This is a genomic window from Nocardia sp. CA-290969, from assembly GCF_050936135.1.
Taxonomy (GTDB): Bacteria; Actinomycetota; Actinomycetes; order Mycobacteriales; family Mycobacteriaceae; genus Nocardia.
The window spans coordinates 3,288,633-3,307,794 of record NZ_JBNJNJ010000001.1 but is presented as its reverse complement, the minus strand read 5'-3'; the positions used below and the strand labels follow the sequence as shown (position 1 = coordinate 3,307,794).

Genomic DNA, 19,162 nt, shown 5'->3' with positions numbered 1-19,162 from the left:
CACCGCGGAATCGATACGATCCGCGCTTCGAAACGGGAACGACATGACAGAATCCGTAATACCGTCAATTCCGATGACTCGTAAGGCCACGTCGCCGCTGCGGGTGGCGATGGCGAGTTTTATCGGTACGACGGTCGAGTATTACGACTTCTTCATCTACGGCACCGCTGCAGCGCTGGTATTCCCGAAGCTGTTCTTCCCGGACGTAGCCTCCGCGATGGGGGTCCTGCTCTCGTTTGCGACGTTCGGCGTCGGATTCTTGGCACGGCCTCTCGGCGGGGTCGTGTTCGGGCATTTCGGTGACCGGCTCGGCCGGAAGAAGATGTTGGTGATTTCCCTGGTCGGCATGGGCGCGGCGACCATGCTGATGGGAATGCTGCCCGACTACGCGCAGATTGGGATCGCCGCCCCCATCCTGCTGACGATGCTCCGCTTGGTACAAGGCTTCGCTGTCGGCGGGGAATGGGGCGGCGCCACGTTGATGGCCGTCGAGCACGCCCCGCAGACCAAGAAGGGATTCTTCGGATCGTTCCCCCAGATGGGTGCTCCCGCAGGCACGAGCATCGCAACCCTGGCGTTCCTCGCGGTCTCCCAACTTCCGGACGAACAGTTCCTTTCCTGGGGTTGGCGGCTGCCTTTCCTGTTCAGCGCCGTTCTGATCATCATTGGTCTGGTCATCAGGCTCTCCCTCGACGAGAGCCCCGACTTCACTGCCGTTCGCAAACGTGATGCTGTTGTACGCGTGCCCTTTCTCGCCGCAATCAGCAGGCATTGGCGCGAGATACTTCTGGTCGCAGGAACCTATCTGAGCCAGGGTGTATTCGCCTATATCTGCAGTGCCTTTTTGATCTCGTACGGGACGACGGTGGCGTGGATCAGCCGGACGGCCGCCCTCTCCGGGGTATTCGTGGCCGGCGTCGTGGCCGTGATTTTGTACCCGATATTCGGCGCTCTCTCCGATACGTTCGGCCGTAAGACGATGTATCTGTTCGGGGCACTAGCGATGACAGTGGTGATCGCGCCCGCCTTCGCTCTGATCAATACAGGGAAGCCGTGGCTGTTCATGGCCGCTCTCGTGTTGGTTTTCGGGATCGCGATGGCACCGGCGGCCGGCGTCACCGGATCACTGTTCACGATGGTCTTCGACGCGGACGTGCGCTACAGCGGCGTGTCGGTCGGCTACACCCTGTCCCAGATGGCCGGCTCAGCCTTCGCCCCGACGATTGCAGCCGCACTGTACGCCTCGACCAAGTCCAGTGACTCGATCGTCGTCTATCTGCTGATCGTCTCAGCGATATCCGTGACTTCGGTGATTCTGCTCCCCGGAGGCTGGGGGAGGAAAGGCGCCGCGCAACAGCGTATGAAGGACCGCGCCGTGAGTCCAGCCCCATCATCGGCCACCCCGGCTGCCGTTGAACGCACCGAGACTTGGACTACCGAACGCAACGGAGCCGGGCCATATTGAGGGCCAACCAGATCGGCTTGTCAACCCTCTCGAAATCAGTTCACTTGATGGTTGTTCAGTCTGCCTGGCTGTCGCCCCGCATGGAGGGCATAGTGTCGATTTCGGTGTTGCGGAGCCGATAACGGTTGCCCTTCAAGGTCGCTGAAGACGTCTCCCCAGCGGGAGAACGCAAGAGGCGCGGTTGGCTGATAAGCAACGGTTATCGCCCGCCCGCCAATGACTATTGGACCGAGGTGAGGTCCACATCACAAAATGGCAGTCGCGCTGCTTTCCGAATCCGGTTTCACAGGACCGCAGCTCGCTTGTGCGGCCGTCCGCGCTCGCCGCTACTACGCGCAACGCAACCAGTCGTCATCGAATCAACGCCAGAGGAGTACCTAGATGGGTTACATGCACGCCGCTCGCCTGCACGACGTAGGACGGCCTTTTCAGATCGACCAAGTTCCCGTTCCAGAGCCGGGACCGCGCGACGTCCTCGTAGAAGTCAAGGCCTGTAACGTCGTTCCGAACCTGCGAAACGTCGTTACCTCGTGGCCGGAATGGTTCCCCTACCTCCCCCTTCCAGAGTTGCCCGCGATCTTCGGACTCGACGCAGCGGGAGTGGTGTCCCAAGTGGGTTCCCAGGTTCGCAACGTGAAGATCGGGGAGCGGGTATACGTCAACCCGGGGCGTCACTCTGGTGACTCCTATGCGTCGAGGGCCGGTGACCCGCTCAACGATCCCAGCTTCACCTTTCAGGGCTACTTCGGATTCGGCGCCGACTCGCACCAGATTTACCAGGATTATCCCCACGGTGGGTTCTGTCAGTACATGAAGACGCCCGCAGACGGATTGGTCACATTGCCAGACTCCGTTTCATTCGAGCGGGCATGCCGGTTCGGGTACTTGGGCACTGCGTACTCTGCGTTGCGCAAGAGTGATGTACGTGCGGGCACCTCGGTTCTGATCAACGGTGGTACCGGAACCCTGGGTGTGGGGGCGGTGCTGAATGCCCTCGCGATGGGCGCCAGCCGGATTTTGGTGATGGCGCGAAATCATGACCTTCTCGAACGGATCCGGCAGTTGGATCCCAAGCGGGTTCGCGTTCTCGTCCACGGGGGCCGTGCCGTACCCGAATGGGTTCGCGAGCATACTGATGGTCTCGGAGCGGACGCCTTTGTCGACGCAGTGGGGCCCGGTGCTCCGCATGAGATCACACTGTCTGGTATCGACTCCTTGCGTCGTGGGGGCCGGATGGTCGATATCGGCGGCATGTCGGAGGAGTTGCCGTTGAACATGTTCAAGTTGATGTGTTTCCAGATCAGTGTCATCGGATCCAACTGGTTCAGTGTCGCCGAAGGACAGGAGATGGCACGGATGGCTGACGCCGGCACACTGGACCTTTCGGTGTTCGAACACGAGGTATTTCCGCTGTCGCGGGTCAACGAGGCACTTGCAGCGGTGGAGAGTCGAAATGGTGGTTTCACCAACGTGATCGTCAACCCCGCTTCAGCGAGCATGGATACCGCGCGCGATCACCACAGCGTCCTCGCTGCGGGTGACTGCGGAGCCGCCACGACGCCACGCTCATGATACGACAACACCGACGGGCGAATGAGCACACCGAGCATTGCGTTGCTCGGATAGTGCGACTGGATCGAGGTTGTCGAACCAAGCGAACACGGTCTCGGTGGAGTCGACATTCCGTTCAGTTGTACCGAGATGAACAATTTCCGCCGTTGACGGATATTCCAGTCTCGGTGTGGAACAACAACATTGTTGGCGGCCAAAATCAACGTCGCTCGACTTTGCATGAAACACTGGGTCGTCAATCGTCGCACGCGTAGCGGCTCCATCATCAACACCAATCCCGTCACCGGGCTGTGCTGCAGGCACGGGCAACTCTTTGCGGCGCTACCAGAGCGGTTGGAAAGGATCTGGTGGCTGGACGGAAAGATCAACCTCACGGCCCGATTCCGAAGGCTGTATCGAGCGACCCGACTACAGTGCCCGCCTCACACACTGAAAAGACAAGACGATGACAGCAGCTTCCATTCTTCTCGCCTCCGTCCCGACCCTGCTGTGGATCGGAAACAAGCAGGTGTCAGGATCGACAGGCGCCACGTTCAAGGTGGTCAACCCTGCGACCAGTGAAGACTTGGCGTACGTCGCCGACGCAACCGCCGCGGACGGCGAAGCCGCACTCACCGCTGCCGCCGCGGCCCAGCCCGGGTGGGCCGCGACGTCGACCCGCGAGCGTGCTCAGATCCTGCGCCGGGCATGGGAGCTCCTCATCTCACGGCGCGACGAGTTCGCATTGTTGATGACGCTCGAGATGGGTAAACCTCTCGATGAGAGCCGCGGCGAGGTCGACTATGGCGCCGAGTTTCTGCTCTGGTTCTCGGAAGAAGCCGTCCGAGTATGCGGGCGTTACACACAATCGCCCTCGGGCGCCGGTCGTATCCTCGTCACAAAAGAGCCGGTCGGACCGACGCTGGCCATCACCCCGTGGAACTTTCCTTTGGCGATGGGAACACGGAAGATCGCACCCGCATTAGCTGCCGGCTGCACTGTGCTCATCAAACCAGCCGCCGAGACTCCGTTGACAATGCTGCTGCTCGCCGAAGTGCTCCGCGATGCCGGATTGCCTGATGGTGCGCTGTCAGTGCTACCGACCACACAGCCAGTAGCGCTGACCGGTCCGTTGATTAGCGACTCGCGCCTGCGCAAACTCACCTTCACCGGCTCAACGGGAGTTGGCAAGGTACTGCTCAGGCAATCCGCCGACAGGGTTCTGCGAACCTCGATGGAACTTGGAGGTAACGCACCATTCGTCGTATTCGACGACGCAGATATCGATGCCGCCGTTGATGGTGCGCTGGCAGCGAAGATGCGAAATATCGGCGAGGCTTGTACGGCCGCCAACAGGATCTATGTCGACAACTCGGTGCGCACGGAGTTCAGCGAGAAGCTCACGGAGAAGATGGCGTCACTGACGATCGGTCCCGGCGAAGTCGATGGCACGCAGGTCGGGCCACTCATCAATGAGAAGCAACGCAACAATGTTGCCGACCTCGTCGCGGATGCTGTCGCCAAGGGCGCCGTTCTCGCGACCGGAGGGTCCAGCATCGGCACGTCAGGCTACTTCTTCCAACCCACCGTCTTGACTGACGTCTCCGCCGACGCCCGCATTCTCAAAGAGGAGATCTTCGGCCCTGTCGCGGCAGTCACCGGCTTCGACGGTGAAGCCGAGGGCATCGCCGCCGCCAACGACACAGAGTGCGGACTAGCCGCGTACATCTACACTCAGAGTCTTGACCGAGCTTTGCGCGCCGCGGCTGCGATCGAATCCGGAATGGTCGGAGTGAATCGTGGCGTTATCTCCGACGTCGCTGCACCGTTCGGCGGCGTCAAAGAATCCGGTCTCGGACGTGAAAGCGGGATCGAAGGCATCGATGAGTACCTCGAGATCAAGTACATCGCCCTTCCTTGATGCAGGTGCAGGAGGCAACCGGACTCCCCCAGGATCCACGTCGCTGGCGACGAAAGTGGTTGTGATGCTGCTGATGCGCGAACGGTTCGTCGTCGACGATATTCCCACATTTCGCCCGCACCTATTTCGCCGAACAGCCCTGAGCATCCCCTGACATTCATGAGGAGTTGGATCCACCATGCGACTTGCCACCCTTCGCCGCGATGGCACCACCACTGCCGTGCGCGTCGATTCCGATACCACTGCGTCGGTGATCGACGGTTACACCGATCTGTCCGAACTGCTCGCGAACCCGGAATGGCCCACGATCGCCGAGCAAGCGGCTGGGGCGACCGTGGACCTCACCACCGCCGACTACGCCCCCGTGGTACCCCGGCCCGGCAAGATCATCTGCGTCGGCCTGAACTACGCCACCCACATCAAAGAGATGGGCCGCGACCTGCCCGAGTACCCGACCCTGTTCGCCAAGTTCGCCGAAGCCCTCACCGGCCCCTACGACGACGTCGTCGTCCCCTCCTACGCTGCCGCGCAACTCGACTGGGAAGCCGAACTCGCCGTTGTCATCGGCAAGCATGCCTACCAGGTCGCCGAATCCGACGCGGATACCTACATCGCGGGCTACTCGGTGATCAACGACTACACGATGCGCGACTACCAGTGCCGCACGTTGCAGTGGGACCAGGGCAAAACCTTCGAGAAGACCAGTGGCTTCGGCCCATTCCTGTCCACCGAATATACCCTCGGGACGCGGGTCGAGACCCGGCTCGAGGGCGAGGTCGTGCAGTCGGCCACCACCGACGACCTGGTGTTCGGTCCCGCGAAACTGGTCGAGTACATCTCACATATCGTCTCGCTGCGATCGGGCGACGTGATCATCACCGGCACGACCGGCGGTGTCGGGCACGCCCGCAAGCCACCGCGCTACATCGGCAACGGCGAAACCGTCGAAGTGAGCATCGAAGGCCTCGGCACGGTACGCAACACCACCATCGTCAAGTAGGGCCCGCGCCGTGCAATACCACGGGCTGGACCTGTCCGAACGGCTGTGATCGCGCGGCGAGGCACGGCACACTTCTCCCAGTGCGTGGCCGACCTGCACGCCTGGACCTATGCCTGCCTGCTCGCCGTCGTGCTGACGGCAATGCTCCTCCCGCTGATCTGAGCAGCGATCGGCCCGCACCCGTTCAAGGCCGGGACCCGGGCGGGATCGATACATAGTTTCCCGCCGAAGCCCAGCACTCGTGCCCGTGTTGATGCGGCCGTCACCGCTGCGGCGTCGCGACCGTCGACGCTGACTCCGTGGACCGGCGTGGCGAGCCCGGCGACCCGCGAAGCAGACCAGAGTCGAACGGGCATTCAGCAGCGCTTTATCGGTCTCATCAGGGCCGATGTCCACGGCGAAACCGAAGCCCTTTGCGCCAGTGGATGGCTCTCGCGGACAACGACACTCAGTCGGATGGGCAGTACGGGGTGAGTGGTCACGGCACGGCCGGCGTGTGCTTTGTGGATGAAACAGTCGTCGAGATGTCCGTCCAACAATTGCGATCGCAGTGCAGCGGGCTCGGCTTCGACGAGGTCGATGCTCAATGCGGGGTGGAGAACTTCGAGGTCTTCGACCAGTCGGGGCACCAGCCAGACGCGGCGATTGGGCCAGGTTGGAGGGCGCCGCACCGTTCGGGTGTGTGCCGAGGCGCCCGGTCGCCTCGGCACACACCATCGATCAGGCTTGTATGACGGTGGTCACCCCGAAACCGGCGATGAATTCCGGGATCGGCCTGTAGTAGCTGAAGGTGACGTCGTATTTACCGATCGCGGACAATGCGGCATACCCCGCAACCCATGTCCTGACCTCGTGCGCCGAATGGCCCGCCACCTCCTGCATCCAGACCGGTGTCCAGCTGTCGATCGGCGTCAGATCTCCGGAAGCGAGGATATCCATCAGGGCTCGATCCCATTCGGGAGCCAGGTCCATGATGTCGGCCTCACCCCGGGCAAAGGCTTTCGCGGTTTCGATAGTGCGCTGCTGGCGGGCAGCCCGCGCTGCCGGCGACAGGTTGCGCCCTGCCCCGATGAGGGTTCTGCGCTGGTCGTCGGTTGCTGAATCCAGCCGGGGAACGGGCGGGTCGTGCGACAGGCCGCCGGAGGCGATGAACAAAATCCGTTCGTCTCGCTGCGCTGCCCAAGTGCCCAGCAGCTCACCCAGGCGGCGAACCCGTGCCATTGGGGTTAACGGTGGCGCGGCAGCGTTGACGAAGATCGGGACGACGGGTTTGGCGGTGATGTCGCCATATACGATTTCCATGGGCTGCACAGCGCCATGGTCGACCTCCATTCGGAGGGAGATCGAGGTGTCGACCCCACCGGCCAGGATCCACTCGGCGAGCGAGCGGGCGGTGTCCTCGGGGACGTTCAGGTCGCCTGCTTGGCTGCCGAAGTCGCCGACTCCGGAGGCTGCGAGCGCGACGCAGAACGGTGGCATCAGTTCGTAGAAGAAACCGTTGTAGTGGTCCGGCGCGAGGTTGACGATCAGGTCCGGATCGAATTGCTCGACGAATTCACGGGCAGCGGTGAAGGCGTGCTCGATCTCAGCGGACACCTCGGGTGCCGGCTTGATCTCGTGGAGTAGCGGGCTGTGCGACATTGCCAGCAGCGCGGTTGTCATGTCGGCTCCTCTCCGCAGGTCGTCCTGCTCACCGGTCGAGCAAGAAATCGAGGTGGATGCGGTCGAATGTGGTCGTGTCCTCGTACTGTGGCCAGTGACCGCATTCGTCCATCACCTCGAGGCGTGCACCGGGGATCAGGTCTGCGATCCGGCGAGCCTCATCGACCGGGCCCGACGGGTCTTTTGTCGTCCACAGCACCATGGCCGGGACCGATATCGATCGCAGTTCGCCGTCGGAGATCATGTTGCGCTTCCGGATCACCGGATCCTGGAGTGCCATGTTCATCTCGCAGGCTTTCAGCCAGCCCGGCTGTTGAAAAATGGCCTGACGGGTGCGGATGAGATCGTCGGTGACTCGGGCTGGGTCGGCCATCAGCCATTCCAGGCGTGCTCGCACCCGCTCCCAGGACGGGTCCTGCGCTGCTTCCATCGACAAGTTGTAGATGCGGGCCATGACCTCGGGGTTGGCCATGGTTCCGCCCATCGTGTTGAGCACCACGCGCTCGACCCGTCCGGGGTGGTCGATCGCCAGCCGCGCCGCTGTCCAGCCACCGAGTGACTCCCCGGAGATCAATGCTTTGTCTACACCGATCGCGTCCAGGAAACCGAGCACGTGGTCGACGTAGTGCTCGATCTCGAGGGGGTGGTCGGGCTTGTCGCTGTAGCCGTGGCCGATGAAGTCGATGGCCCATACCGAGAAATGGCGGGCGTGGGAAGCCAGGTTGCGCGCGTAGGCTTCCGCGTGCCCGGTGATGCCGTGCAGTAGTAGCAAGGTCGGTGCGTCCGGTGGACCCGCGTGTAGATATCGCGTGCGATATCCGGCGGCGTCGAGAAAACCCTGCTGGAATTCTGTGGCGACGAGGTCGTCCCAGATGCTGGTATAGCCAGGGGCTGTCATGACGTGACTCCTTCGGTGACCTGGGTGGTGTCGAGAATGTGCGGCTGTCCGCTGATCGCGGCGAAGTCGTGATCAGCGCTGATATGGCGCGGATCTACACCGAGGATGGTGTGCAGTGCCTCGGTCAGAAGGTGCAGAGCGGTTTCGGTGTTGTGGACTGCGGCGCGGTGGCGCCAGGCAACGCATCCGTCCGGACGAACCAGTAGGGCGCCGGCCTCGTCGGCTTCGCGTAGTCTCGCCCAATCGCCGTACAGGTCCTGACATTCGTCATTGCCGATGATCACGGTGCGCAGCCACGGAACGCACAGGGTTGTCGCGGCGTCTTCCCACGCGCTGCCCGTCAATCCGGTGACGAGGGAAAAACGGCCCTGACCGGTGACGTCGAGTGTGGAGACGCGCCGCCCGCGACTGTTCACCAGCCATGTATGCGGGATCTTGGCTCCGGGCCTGGTTGTCGCCTGCAAGTACAGCTGGGGATCGCGTTTCCATGTCTCGTTGCCGTCCGCCGGGTCGTCCACGACGGCGGATGAGGAGTAGCGCTGGTTCAGCTCTACGCCCTGAGCGTTGAATTCGTAACTCTTCAGATCGAGCGCCGCCACCAACGCCGCACGAGCTGCTGCGCCTTCGGTGCTGCGTTCGCGGATGCGAGCCAGGCCCGCAGTAAGCCCAGGTCCGTCAGGCACGGCGCCGAGAGCGGCCCGTAACGGTGCGTAGTCGAAGCGGGACTGATTGGCCCGTTCGACGATTTGCTTGCCGACCGGGCCCCGCTCGGCGGTGTACGTGTCGAGCAGACTCGGTGCGGCCCAGCCTTTCAGGACGTAACCGAGCTTCCAGGCGAGATTGAACGCGTCCTGGACCGAGGTGTTCGATCCCAGCCCGGACGAGGGAGGGTGACGGTGTACGGCGTCACCACAGCAGAACACGCGACCACGTCCGTAGCTGGTGGCGTAGGCCTGGTTGACGTACCACGGTGACACCCATTGGATCTCGGCATCCAGATGTGGGTCGCCGACGAGCCCACGGATCCGCTGCAGTGCATTGTTGTGATCGAGATCGGGATCGCCGGCGGATTTGTCGAAACCCCAGCCCGCCATCCACTCGGTCCAGGGCTGTACTGCGCGCAGGACACCGAGCCCCAGCTCTCCGTATCCGGTGTCCTGGTTCAGGACGTAGTGCAGTACCGCCGGACGATGTGCGACATAAGTACTGAGGTCGGCGCGGAAGTATGCGTAGATCTGTCCGGCGCGGGCATGCTCGCCGACGATCTTCAAGCCGATCTTCTGGGCGATCGCGGACTTTGCACCGTCGGCGCCGATGAGGTAGCGCGCTCGCCGCGACCAGACGTGCCCGTCGATTCCGTTGCGGAAGGTGACGGTGACCCCGTCGGCGTCCTCGCTGTGATCGAGATACTCGGTGTTGAAGGAGAACTGGGCTCCTCGGGTTGCGGCTGCGTCGACAAGAATGGGCTCGAGCTGCGGTTGGCCCAGGTCGAGGAGCGGGCACGGGCTACCCAGCAGGTAATCGCTTCGCCGATGATCGCCGGTGCCCCAGGTACGGAGGCGCGCGACCTCCGGGCCGGTGAGGCTCGTGGTGAAGGTGGTATCACCGATCAGCTCCCAGGGTGTGGCTTTCGCGCTGATGTCGGCTTCGACGCCGAGGTCACGGAAGACCTCGTTCGCGCGCTGGTTGATCACGTGCGCTCGGGGAGTGTTCGCCAGCCAGTTCCAGCGGCTGACCGCGTGGACACGCACCCCGTAGGTCGCGAGTGCGAGCGCTGTCGTGGCGCCGGCCGGGCCGGTTCCGACAACGATGACATCGGTATCGGGTAGTTCGTCGGTCATAGTTCTATTCCTTTGCGGTAACAGGAGCCAGGGTCGCCGCATTCGGCTGCGATCCGGGGGAGGCGAATGGCGTCGAGGGTTCGCCGGGAGTGTTGGGGAGTTGCGTGTTCGCTTCTTCTCTTTGACGGGCGGCTTCACTGCGTCCCCACGGCCCTCCGACGAGTAGCAGCGACACGATGGAGATGCCGGAGACTCCCAGCAGGTAGAGCGCCAGTCCGACGGTGCTCGAGGTCGCGGCGAACAGCGTGGTAGCGATGAGTGGAGCGAACGCGGCGCCGCTGAGCTGGGCGAGGGTGTAGCCCAGCGAGACGCCGGTATACCGGACCTCGGGGCCGAACATCATGGCGAACAGCGACCCGGTAGCTCCGCCGGCCGGCGCCATCGCGAATCCGAACATCAACATCATCGCCGCCGCGAACGCGACGGGCGAACCGGTTTCGATCAGGGCCAGCATCGGTATGACCGCTACCGCCATCGCGACAGCCCCGACGGTGTAGGTGGTTCGACGGCCGATACGGTCCGACACTGCACCGAACACCGCGTACAGTCCCGTCGCGACGACGGCGGCAGCGAAAACGCTCAGTAACACCGAAGTCCGTTCGAGGCCGTGCTGCGAAGTCCCGTAGGAAACCAGATACGACATGCAGATATAGGCGAAGATTCCTTGGCTGACGAAAATGCCGGCCACAAGAAGGATCTGGCGCCACCAGTCACGGACGGCGGTCTTCGCGGGCAGTGCAACCTGTGCTTGCTGTTGTCGAACTCTGGTAAATGCCGGACTCTCGGCAAGCCGCAGCCGGATGGCCAGACCGAGGACCACCAGTACCGCGCTGAACATGAACGGGAGTCGCCAGCCCCAAGACAGGAACGCCTCATCGGAGAGTTGCGCGACGAGCAGAAATGCCAGGGTGGCGATGGCGACGCCTGCCGGCGACCCCATCTGGGCGAAGGCGCCGTAGAAGCCGCGCCGATGCGGTGGTGCGTGTTCGACGGCCATGAGTGTGGCCCCGCCCCACTCACCGCCGACGCAGAATCCCTGTACCAGGCGTAGCAGTGCCAGGCATATCGGCGCGGCGATACCGATAGTCGCGTAGGTGGGTAGCAGGCCCATCAGGAATGTCGCCGCCCCCATGCCGATCAGAGAGGTGACGAGCATCTTCTTGCGGCCGACGCGGTCGCCGAAGTGGCCGAAGACGATGCCGCCGACCGGCCGAGCGAAGAAACCGACACCGAACGTGGCGAACGACAGCAGTGCGCCGATCAATGGACTTTCGCCGGGAAAGAACAGGGTCGGAAAGACCAATGCCGCGGCGGTGCCGAAGATGAAGAAGTCGTAGAACTCGATACTGGTGCCGATGAAGCTGGCCGAGGCGACTTTGGCGGGAGTGCTGCCGGTAGTGCTGGATCGAGACATGAGTTGCTCCGTTGCAACGAGGGAGAGAAAGGTGCGAGTCGGGGTCCCGCGGCTGCAGGCGCGGGAGAAGCCCCTATCGGGAGCTGATTCAGAGGGCGTCGATAATGGCGGCGACCACTCGGGCGGTATCTGCCGAGCCTCCGATATCACGCGTAAGGATTCCGCCGCCGAGAGCGGTATCGACAGCCTTGTGCACCCTGGCGGCATCATCGTGAAGACCGAAATGCTCGAGCATGAGCGCGCCGCTGAGAATCGCTCCGATAGGGTTGGCCACTGCTTGTCCGGCGATATCGGGCGCGGAGCCGTGGACGGGCTCGAACATGCTGGGGAAGCGACGCTCGGGGTTGAGGTTCGCACTGGCCGCCAATCCGAGGCTGCCGGCGAGAGCCGAGCCGAGGTCCGACAGGATATCGGCGTTCAGGTTGGAGGCGACGACTACGGACAACTCTTCAGGATGCAGGACGAATTTGGCGGACATGGCATCCACCAGCACTGATTCGGTTTCGACATCGGTGTAGTCGTCCGAGACGCGTGTGAAAACCTCGTCCCACAGAACCATGCCGTACTGCTGGGCGTTGCTCTTCGTCACGCTGGAGACCTTGCGATGCGGCCGGGTACGTGCAAGGTCGAAGGCGAACCTCATGATACGTTCGCAGCCCTTTTCGGTGAAAAGTGCTGTCTGCAGGGCGACCTCGTTTCCAGGGCCGCGTGCGGCGAGATTGCGGCCACCGAGGCCGGCGTACTCGCCTTCGCTGTTCTCCCGAACGACCACCCAGTCGAGATTCTTGTCCTCTGCACCTCGCAGCGGTGAGGCCACCGCCGGGTGAAAGCGTACGGGTCGCACATTCGCCCACTGATCGAACCCTTGCGTGATGGCCAGGCGTAGCCCCCACAGACTGACATGGTCGGGCACATCGGGCCAGCCGACCGCGCCGAAATAGATCGCGTCGAAATCCCGGAGGCGATCGAGTCCGTCTGTGTCCATCATTCTTCCCGTGGAGCGGTAATACTCACATCCCCAGGGGAATTCGACCCATTCGAATTGGTATTCACCGGATGTTGTCGCCAGGCGGTCGAGGACGGCGCGGCCCGCGGCAACCACCTCGGTTCCCACGCCATCGGCGGGGATGCTCGCGATCCGGAAGGTTCGGTGAGTGCGGGTCATGGCGTCGATCACTCCTTGCGTCATCAATCGGGAATGATGCGAGTGAACCAAGCCACAGATGGGGTGGTCCAAGACCAGTTTCGGATCGCGCGGATAGGAGATGCTTATGGCTGCACTTCGGCGGCGTCGGCGGAGTCGATCGAGGTACGGAAATAATCTGCCGGCCGATAGGCACGGGCTTCGGCGAGAAACGCCTGGGCAGGCGCGGACAGTACGCCGTCGCGGGCGAGCAGCACGACGCTGAGCCGTGCCGGAAGGTCCAGTTCGGCGATCCTTGCTCCGGCCCGGCGGGCCATCGGAGCCCATGCCGAGGGGACAATCGCCAGGCCTACACCGTCGAGTACCAACGGCAACAGTGAGGTCCTATGTGACACCTCGGCGACGATGTGGACATCGGCGTCCTGGCGCAGCAGATCATCGACGATTCGTCGCATGAGTGTTCCGCTGCTCGGAGACTCGATCACATCCGCCCCGGCCAAGATCGCCGGGGACACCACTTCTCCGTCCGGAATATCGGCCCAGGGTGCCCCGATCACCGAGAACGGCTGGTCCTCCAGTAATAACGATGTCAGCCCCGGCTCTTCAATCGGCCCGGTAACCCCCACCAGCCCCAACTCGTATGCACCCTGTTTGAGATGAGTTATCACCTCTCCGGGAGCGAACGCGCCCCCCGCTCTCAACGCGAGGCCGGGATGGCGTTTCCGCAGTCGGCGGGTGAGCGTGGCCAGCGGCTCGATTCCGGGAGCCGGCATGGTGACGAGCTCGACGGTTCCGCGCAGCAGGTCATCGACGGACTCGACCGCTTCCCGCGCTGTGCGCAGACCTCGCATCACGCTGCGGGCAGGCTCGACCAAGGCCGAACCGGCGGGACTGAGTACCACGCCCCGGCTGAGCCGGTGGAACAGTTTGGCGCCGAGATCTCGCTCCAGGCCGGCGATCGACTGCGACAGTGACGGCTGTGCGACTCGTAGATGTTCGGCAGCGCGACCGAACCCACCGTGGTCGACGATAGCGAGGAAGTATCGTATTTGTCGGATATCCAAGGTCCTCACCTCCCTCGATAGGAGGAGCCTACCGGCGTGGCATCAGCGCTGCGCTGGGTGACCTCAGCGAAACCGGGATCAGCGATGAGCGGCGATCGATTCTCGACCGATCCCGGCCGGTTTCGGGCGCGGCGAGGGACACCGTTCTGGGAAAGGCCACGCTGATCTTGCAGGCTTTCACGATCGAGTCCACAACCCTGACCTTCGCGCAGGTACGTGATAGGAGCGGCCTGCCCAAAGCCACGACGCATCGGTTGCTCACAGATTTGGTCGGCGTCGGGCTGCTCGAACGTAACGGGCCGCGCTATCGGCTGTCCCGGTTGGTATTCGAGCTCGGGTTGCGCGCTTCCGCCGAGCGCAGCCTCTTCCCGATCGGCACCGGTGAACGCAATGGCACTTCTAGACGTCTAGCATTCTAGTTGCTAAGGTGCATTGTGCACGTAACGGACCATGTGAGAGCAGCTCTGAGGGCCCGTCCCGCCGATGCGTTTGTGGCACCCGCCGTCCGAGCCGGTATTGCCGTGGGTGTTCCCCTGTTTTTTGCCCTTGCGACGGGCTCGGCGATGTGGGTTCCATATCTGGCGCTCGGCTCACTGGCCGCCTTGTACAGCAAGAACGACCCGTACCGGCGCCGTGCACAGGTGCTGGCATGGGTGGGGGCCGCGCTTGTCGCCGCGGTTGTACTCGGGGTTTGGTCGTCGTCCGTGCTTACAGATCACCATGCCCGGCTCATCGTGGTGGCCGTTTTCGCGGCACTGGCGAAACTGCTCTGCGACGTGGCTCGATCCGGACCACCAGGTGGGCTGATCATCGGGTTCGCCTGCGCGACCACCGCGTTCCTTCCACCCCCGGTGCCCTCTCTCGCCGTCGTCTTCGTGGCTTGTCTATCGGGTGCAATGTTCGCGTGGTGCGTCTGCATGTTCCCGTGGCTCTTCGATCCACACGGGCCCACCCGGGTTGCAGTGGCGCGGGCGTTGCGCAACGTCGCGAAACTGTCGCTTCCCGCAGCGGACGACGGGCGTGCCAGACAAGAGGCTGCTCTGCAGATCTATACCGCGTGGACGGCGCTCTCGGCCTCGGCTCGTCGGCGTCCGCAGTCGCGGCGCACGTTGGCAGTCATGACCGCACGAGCGGAGAGTTTTCTTCTCCGATCGTGCCCGGTGAGCAGCCAGGAGTGTAGGGAATTGCTGAAGATGGCCTCGCACATCCGGTTCTCGCCGCGGCTGACGTTCCTGCCGACACAGAGCGAACGCGACGAGATCGAGGGCCTCGCCATGGAAGCGAGGGCAGCTGCGGCCGCGCATCGCATTCGCTTCTCGGCGTTTCGCGCGATTCGGGCGGCATGTCGTCCGTCCTCGGCGGAGATGCCCGGCGCAGCGCGGGTTTTCTGCGGGTGCCTTCTGGCCGGCGGTGTGGCGCTGGCGGTCGGCGCCGGGCATTCCTACTGGGCTGCGGTGACAGCCATAGCGATTCTGCAGGTATCGAGTCGTACTGCCAGCCTTCACCGGTTGATCCAGCGCATTGCGGGGACGATGGCTGGCCTGGCCATCTGTATGGCTGTTATGTCCTCGGTGTCCTCTCCATTCGTTCTTGCGGCGGTGATCGTTGCCTGCATGGTGCTGGGTGAGATGCTTGTCGTGCGCAACTACGGCTACGGCATGATCCTGATTACCCCGACGGCGATCTTGCTGGTCACCCTCGCGACCCCAGGTGATGCGTGGGTGATGACGCGCGACCGGTGGGTGGACACCCTCATCGGAGCGGCGGCTGGCGTTGTCTGCGCGGTTGTCGTGCGTAACCGCCGCGCATTCGCCGTTCTCGAGCAGAGTATGCGGCGGTGCCGGAACGTCACCGAGACCAAATCACCGCCACTGGATGACGAATCCAGATGGCAGCTCGTGCTCGAGCTCGGTTCCCTTCGTGCGGCCTACGAAGTATCCAAGGGGGAATACCCGGCTCGGGATCTGCCGACGGACGAACTTCTTCGGATCGAGCGGCGCGGACACGAATTGCTGGCGAGCTCGGGCTGAGGTTCTTCTACCGTTCGGCGGCACAATCCCGCCGAACGGTAGAAGAACCGCTTTTCACCGGCTATCGGAACGGGGTCTGCGCCGCAGAGTCAACGGTCTCCGTGCTGTCAGTGGTCTTCTCATCGTCACGGGATACTGACGAAATTGGTGAAACCGCCGTGCCGTTCCGGCAGGTCGGCGAGTGCCTCGTTGATCTTCTCCAGTGGAAACCGGTGGTGCTCGAGCACCGAGAGGTCGAGGATGCCGGCCCCGATCAGATCGGCCATATCTTGTGCCTCGGCGGTGGAGAACCACAGGCTTCCCAATACGCTGATCTGCCGGCACATCAGCGAGAACATATCCAGTGGGGGGCGTTCCATCATGCCGCCGATATCGACCGCCACTCCGCCACGGCGCAGGGTGCTGACCGCGTCGAGGAAGGATTCGGCGGGTGCGCCGGGACCGAGTGCGTCGATGACGATGTCGACGCCGTCTCCACTGTTGTGTTCGTGCACCCAGTTGCGCAGATCGTCGGTTCCCGCAGGTAGGACCTGGATGCGCTGGGGGTCGATCGCGCGTACCTCCTCGAGCAACGCCGCATTGCGGCCGGTGCCGAAGATGCGGGTGACGCCCAGAGCGAGCGCGCTGAGACAGGTCCCCAGGCCGAGTGTGCCTGAGATACCGTCGATCAGGACGGTGGTACCCGGTCCCGCTCCGGCCTTCCGCAATGCGGAGTAGCCGGTCCCCAGGTAGCCGAATCGCGCTCCTTCTTCGTAGGTGACCGAGTCCGGTAGCTTCACCAGGTTGCGTTGTGGGGCGGTCAGGTACTCGCTGAGGCCGCCATAGGGATAGGCGTCGAACATGGTCCGGCCGTCGGAACAGAACGAGAAGTAGCCCATGAACGTGTATCGATCGCAGTTCTGGTCTTTTCCCTGTCGGCACGCGCGGCACGCGCCGCATGACAGGCCTGGGTTCACATAGACGCGGTCCCCGACGGTGACATCGGTGACACGAGTTCCGACAGCAGTGACGATGCCTGCCGAGTCGAGGCCGAAGATCGCGGGAAGTTCGGGTAGTGGCAGGTAGGGGAACCATTCGTGATAGGTGGCGAGGACATTGCTCAGGTTGGGTACGACGTTGCATGCCTTGACCTGGACCAGCACGTCGGTTGCGCGCGGTTGGGGGATCGGGATCTCCTCGATCTTCATCGGCTCGTCGATGTGGTGCAGGCGAGCTGCGCGCATGGTGGCATTCATTGAGAGGCGAACTCCTTGTGAGCGGGTCGTTCGGGTATCTGGTGCCGGGAGGGCACGGGGCGGAGGTGCGAGTGGCGGCTTGGGGCCCGATCCGGGCTTGCGTACCGCGTTCGGGGCTACGGTCAGGCGGGTGTCCTCGTGACTGCGGTGGTGAGCGCGGTGCGGATTTCGTCGACCGTGGCGATCTCGCCGAGCAGGGCCAGTGAGTCGATACTCGCCGCGTGTGCTTCGGGGGTGGCGGCCGAGCAAGCATCGGCCGCGATCACTACGCGATACCCGAGATCGCTTGCTACTCGCGCGGTTCCTTCTACGGACGCGTTGGTGGCCACGCCTGCGAATACGAGCGTGGTGAGGTTCCTGTCGTGCAGGATGGTGTCGAGGTCGGTTCCGGTGAACGCACCGATCCGTTGATGGGTGACAACGATATCCGCGGTGCGGGGTGCGAGCGGCTCGACGATCTCGGCGAGCTCGCTTCCCTCTTTGAGGCATCCGGTCTGGGCAACGATGCCGAGCAGCGGCGAGTTGACGTGAAGGTCGGAATGATCGGGTTTCCACGCGACGCGGGTGTAGACCACAGTGCCGCCGGCGTCGCGGACTGCTTCGGTGATGGCGGCGACGCGTTCGACAATGTGGTGTTCGGTCACCTGCTGGTGGAAAAAGTCTGCGAAGGCGCCGGTAGGCCCGACGATATCGCCTTGGCAGTGGACTGCGATGACAGCGGTGGTGCGGGGATCGAGTTCCACGGAAGCTCCTGTGGGTGCGGGCCGGGTCAGGCGTGGGCGAGGATCGAATGGCCGACGTCGTCGATATCTCGGGATGCGGTGGCAGGGTTGGATAGGAATACCTGAAGGATGTCGACACCGGATTCACGCATCAGAGCAGCCTTTTCGCGTAGTTCGGCGGGGGATCCATAGAGACACCAGTAATCGACCAGTTCCTTGGTGATGATCGGGCGATGTCGCGGATCGAGTCCGCGCAGATACCGAGCCCAGACATCGAGGTAGTGCGGTTGATCAGAGGCCGCCGGATCGCCGAGGTACGCCTGGGCCGCGGTGATGGAGGCGTCGACGATGGGATCACCGAGTTCTTCTCGATGCTGGTTCATCAGCCCGGAATTGGTGATGCACGAACTTATCGGGCCTGAGCCGAAGCCGTTGGTGACGCCGTCCTCCCAGGTTTCGCCGTTGCGAAGCTGATAGAACCACGACAGGGAGACGAGCTTGACCGATCCGGGTGAGCGGCCGGCGTCAGCGACCGCCTTGTCGAGTTCACGCCGGATCAACCGGATCATGTCGGCATCGGGGCCCAGGCAATAGACGACCGCGTCGGCATACTTGGCGGCTTCCCTGAGCCCGCGCGGCCCGCCTGCTGCTACCCAGATCGGGATATGGTCGGTGACGTTGTAGTACCCGCTCTGCCTATCGAGGAATTCCACGTCCCGGGTTTCTCCGAGCCAGTGGTGGGCGATGCGGCGCCCGGCCATCAGTTCTCGCGCGACCTCGACGGCGTCGGAAAGTTCGGATATCTTCGCCGGCCGGTTCCCCATCGACCGAAGGGCGTTGTTGGCTGTGCCGATTCCGAGGAACGTCCGCCCCGGCGCCAAAGCGTTGAGGGTGGCCATCGAGTTTGCGGTGACCGGGGCGATCCTGGTCAGGGGGTTCGTCACCATCGTCCCCAGCGCGATGGAGCTGGTCTGCTGCGCCGCGAGAGCAAGGAACTGATATGGGTCGCTGAACAGCAAGGGGCCTTCGCCGACACCGAAGTGGGTGATCCCGAGGTCCTCGGCTTGTTTGACCATCGCCACTTGGTCGATCTTGGCGCAGGTGCCGATGCAGAATTCCATGTGCTTCTCCTTGCTGTGTCCCGCAGAGCGCCGGCGGGTGTATATCGGTCGGCTGTTTCGGGACGGCCGGTCGGCTGAGAGGTGGTCGGGACCG

Annotated in this window: 16 protein-coding genes; 6 read left to right on the top strand and 10 right to left on the bottom strand. The window is 63.3% G+C overall.

What is annotated here, in order from left to right:
- Positions 1 to 73 precede the first annotated feature (73 nt).
- The 4 genes from ACQEVO_RS14900 to ACQEVO_RS14885 all read left to right on the top strand — a co-directional run bounded on the left by ACQEVO_RS14900 (position 74) and on the right by ACQEVO_RS14885 (position 5,937).
- On the top strand, positions 74 to 1,465 hold the full coding sequence (locus ACQEVO_RS14900) for an MFS transporter (protein ID WP_432913344.1): 1,392 nt from the start codon (positions 74 to 76) through the stop codon (positions 1,463 to 1,465).
- Positions 1,466 to 1,855: 390 nt separating this feature from the next.
- On the top strand, positions 1,856 to 3,037 hold the full coding sequence (locus ACQEVO_RS14895) for an alcohol dehydrogenase catalytic domain-containing protein (protein WP_432922692.1): 1,182 nt from the start codon (positions 1,856 to 1,858) through the stop codon (positions 3,035 to 3,037).
- 445 nt (positions 3,038 to 3,482) lie between these two features.
- Positions 3,483 to 4,937 (top strand): NAD-dependent succinate-semialdehyde dehydrogenase, encoded by a 1,455-nt coding sequence (locus ACQEVO_RS14890; protein ID WP_432913342.1) that lies wholly within the window; start codon positions 3,483 to 3,485, stop codon positions 4,935 to 4,937.
- Between the two features lie 178 nt (positions 4,938 to 5,115).
- Positions 5,116 to 5,937, top strand: a complete 822-nt coding sequence (locus ACQEVO_RS14885; RefSeq protein WP_432913340.1) for a fumarylacetoacetate hydrolase family protein — start codon at positions 5,116 to 5,118, stop codon at positions 5,935 to 5,937.
- Positions 5,938 to 6,293: 356 nt separating this feature from the next.
- On the opposite strand, the gene ACQEVO_RS14880 is transcribed toward ACQEVO_RS14885, so the two are convergent.
- From ACQEVO_RS14880 to ACQEVO_RS14850, 7 genes are all read right to left on the bottom strand, one after another.
- Complete coding sequence (locus tag ACQEVO_RS14880) at positions 6,294 to 6,566, bottom strand: LysR substrate-binding domain-containing protein (protein ID WP_432913338.1); 273 nt, start codon at positions 6,564 to 6,566, stop codon at positions 6,294 to 6,296.
- A 91-nt stretch (positions 6,567 to 6,657) separates the two neighbouring features.
- Entirely contained in the window at positions 6,658 to 7,599 is a 942-nt protein-coding gene (locus ACQEVO_RS14875) for a 3-carboxyethylcatechol 2,3-dioxygenase (protein ID WP_432913336.1), read from the bottom strand.
- A 28-nt stretch (positions 7,600 to 7,627) separates the two neighbouring features.
- Positions 7,628 to 8,497, bottom strand: coding sequence for an alpha/beta fold hydrolase (locus tag ACQEVO_RS14870; protein ID WP_432913335.1), 870 nt, complete (start codon positions 8,495 to 8,497; stop codon positions 7,628 to 7,630).
- The gene (locus tag ACQEVO_RS14865) at positions 8,494 to 10,338 is read right to left on the bottom strand and encodes an FAD-dependent monooxygenase (RefSeq protein ID WP_432913333.1); all 1,845 of its coding nucleotides are present in this window, start codon (positions 10,336 to 10,338) and stop codon (positions 8,494 to 8,496) included. Before ACQEVO_RS14865 ends, ACQEVO_RS14870 begins: the two co-directional genes overlap by 4 nt.
- A 4-nt stretch (positions 10,339 to 10,342) precedes the next feature.
- Positions 10,343 to 11,752 carry an MFS transporter gene (locus ACQEVO_RS14860; protein WP_432913330.1) on the bottom strand — a complete coding sequence of 470 codons (1,410 nt, stop codon included), beginning with the start codon at positions 11,750 to 11,752 and terminating at the stop codon, positions 10,343 to 10,345.
- Positions 11,753 to 11,840: 88 nt separating this feature from the next.
- Positions 11,841 to 12,917, bottom strand: a complete 1,077-nt coding sequence (locus ACQEVO_RS14855; RefSeq protein WP_432922689.1) for a tartrate dehydrogenase — start codon at positions 12,915 to 12,917, stop codon at positions 11,841 to 11,843.
- A gap of 104 nt (positions 12,918 to 13,021) precedes the next feature.
- Positions 13,022 to 13,960, bottom strand: coding sequence for a LysR family transcriptional regulator (locus ACQEVO_RS14850; RefSeq protein WP_432913328.1), 939 nt, complete (start codon positions 13,958 to 13,960; stop codon positions 13,022 to 13,024).
- On the opposite strand from ACQEVO_RS14850, the gene ACQEVO_RS14845 reads away from it, so the two are divergent.
- Together ACQEVO_RS14845 and ACQEVO_RS14840 are read left to right on the top strand one after the other, a co-directional pair.
- On the top strand, positions 13,939 to 14,379 hold the full coding sequence (locus ACQEVO_RS14845; protein ID WP_432922686.1) for a helix-turn-helix domain-containing protein: 441 nt from the start codon (positions 13,939 to 13,941) through the stop codon (positions 14,377 to 14,379). The genes ACQEVO_RS14850 and ACQEVO_RS14845 overlap by 22 nt on opposite strands.
- A 102-nt stretch (positions 14,380 to 14,481) precedes the next feature.
- On the top strand, positions 14,482 to 15,990 hold the full coding sequence (locus ACQEVO_RS14840) for an FUSC family protein (RefSeq protein WP_432913326.1): 1,509 nt from the start codon (positions 14,482 to 14,484) through the stop codon (positions 15,988 to 15,990).
- Positions 15,991 to 16,115: 125 nt separating this feature from the next.
- Here the strand turns inward: ACQEVO_RS14840 and ACQEVO_RS14835 are convergent, their stop codons facing one another.
- The 3 genes from ACQEVO_RS14835 to ACQEVO_RS14825 form a co-directional block, all read right to left on the bottom strand.
- Complete coding sequence (locus tag ACQEVO_RS14835; RefSeq protein ID WP_432913324.1) at positions 16,116 to 17,225, bottom strand: alcohol dehydrogenase catalytic domain-containing protein; 1,110 nt, start codon at positions 17,223 to 17,225, stop codon at positions 16,116 to 16,118.
- Between the two features lie 122 nt (positions 17,226 to 17,347).
- Positions 17,348 to 17,968 (bottom strand): cysteine hydrolase family protein, encoded by a 621-nt coding sequence (locus ACQEVO_RS14830; protein ID WP_432913323.1) that lies wholly within the window; start codon positions 17,966 to 17,968, stop codon positions 17,348 to 17,350.
- Positions 17,969 to 17,994: 26 nt separating this feature from the next.
- Positions 17,995 to 19,068, bottom strand: coding sequence for an LLM class flavin-dependent oxidoreductase (locus ACQEVO_RS14825; RefSeq protein ID WP_432913321.1), 1,074 nt, complete (start codon positions 19,066 to 19,068; stop codon positions 17,995 to 17,997).
- Positions 19,069 to 19,162: the final 94 nt, after the last annotated feature.